Below are 1903 nucleotides of genomic sequence, written 5' to 3' on the forward strand. Positions count from 1 at the left end.
CCGGGTGGAGACTGCCTTTTCTGCTACCTCCAGCACACACCTACGGAGCACGCACACCCTGAGCAGTCAATACCTAAATCCGAAGAAAACGGACACCGGGCATGCAGGCACAGGCGAGACAGGAGTGATGTCCAGGGCCCTGTTTGAGGGCCTTTCGGCCTCCGGCTTCATGCTGCCGGGCTTGGCCGTACTGCTGCCGCTGTGGGGTGCAGGGTCTGTCCCGGCCCCAGCCGGGACAGACCCTGCGTGCGACGCGTCGGGGGATATCTACCGCGTCGACCTCAGATGATCATGGAATTGTTTATTCCGGGCAGGTAATCGCTACTCAACTGACAGGCGGCGACAGCCTGGCCGTCTGTCTCGGATGCCGAGCAGCATTGTCCTTACGCGGTGGATAAGGGCGTGACTCCTCCCCCTCGTAAATGAGGGGGTTTCTCGCTAGGCCGGTGGGGCTTCGCGACGGACCAGTCCGGCCAGTAGGACGTTCAGGGCGCCCACTGTGTCCGCGTGTGCCATGTGGCCGCAGGACTGGCAGTGGAACTTCTCCCGGGTGGGCCGGTTCTCCTTGGCGATGTGCCCGCATGCGGGGCAGGTCCGGGTGGGGGTCCCCCCGGACGGAGTCTGGGGGAGTGTTGCGGGGGTCCACGGCGATCACGTCCCGTCCGGCACTCTCAGCCTTGGCATTCAGGATCGCGAGGAACACCCCCCCATCCGGCATCGTTGATCGAGCGGTTGAGTCCGGCCTTGGTGGCGGCCCCGTTGGGCAGGAAACCACCTGGTGCCTCAGGGTCGGGCTTCGGTTTGGGGGCCTTGCTCATGTTTCGGATCTTGAGGTCTTCGTGTGCGATGACGTCGTGTGCGCGGACGAGATCCAGGGCGGTCTTGTGTGCGTGGTCGAGGCGCTGGCGGTGGACCTTGCGGTGCAGGATGGCAACGCGTTCGACGGCTCGCCGGTGGTTGCCGGTGCGCTTGTCGCGGCGGACGCGGGGGAAGCGGCTGAGGTCCTGTTGCGCGGCTGCGAGCTTCGCGGCAGCACGGCGTCCGCAGCGGGGGTTGGGTACGAATGCGCCGTTGGAGTCGGCGAGGAAGTGGGCGATGCCCACGTCGATGCCGACGACACTGTTCGTGGCCGGGAGCGGTGCGGGCTGGGGCTGCTCGGCGGTGAGGACGACGTACCAGCGCCTGCCCTCACGCCGGACGGACACGGTCTTGACCTTGCCGGCCACGGCGCGGTGCTGGTTGACCTTGACGTGCCCGACGCCTTGCCGTCGGACGCGGGTGACCGGGTCGTGCGGGGTGGCATCCCAGCGGCAGCCGTCGCCGTCCTTGGGGAATTCGACCGTGTCGAACCAGTTGGCTCCCGGAAGCGGGGATAGCCGGGCGTATCGCCGGTCTTGATCCGGCGGAAGAACGCGGCGAATGCTTTGTCGAGACGGCGATGCGTGGCCTGTTGCGAGTTGAACGATCACCGGCCGTGCCGCTCAGGGGCGATCGCCCGAAGGTCCTTGAGTTGTGCGGACTGCTGCCCGTACGTGATGCTCGTCTTGGAGACGTGCCGGTAGGCGTCCCGGCGCTCTTGGAGCGCGCCGTTGTAGAGGCCGCAGTGGTCGCGGAGTATCTCGCCCAGCGCGCTCGTCTGACTCATGGTGGGCCGCAGGAGGAACTTGTATGCACGGATCATCCGGCCCACCCACCTCTCGGGTAAGCCGCTTGATCATACTGCGCGTGGGGTATGTCACCACGCTGGGAACCAAACCCCGATATTCGCACCGGTCGCCACGTGGCCTCCACCCTCCACGCTCACGTGGTGTGTGTAACGAAATACCGACGTGACATCGTCGATGACGACATGCTGAGGCGGTGCGAAGAGAGCATGCGAGAGGTGTGCGCCAGCTTCGAGACA

General features: G+C 65.8%; 1 protein-coding gene and 1 pseudogene. One reads left to right on the forward strand and one right to left on the reverse strand.

Annotated features, from left to right (window positions below):
- Window positions 1-438: 438 nt before the first annotated feature.
- A pseudogene (locus tag ACFWUY_RS41415) lies at window positions 439-1681 on the reverse strand (RNA-guided endonuclease InsQ/TnpB family protein).
- 51 nt (window positions 1682-1732) lie between these two features.
- On the opposite strand from ACFWUY_RS41415, the gene ACFWUY_RS41420 reads away from it, so the two are divergent.
- On the forward strand, window positions 1733-1903 hold a 171-nt coding region (locus tag ACFWUY_RS41420), incomplete at its 3' end, for a transposase (protein WP_384122152.1).

Source organism: Streptomyces sp. NPDC058664 (assembly GCF_042716635.1).
Taxonomy (GTDB): Bacteria; Actinomycetota; Actinomycetes; order Streptomycetales; family Streptomycetaceae; genus Streptomyces.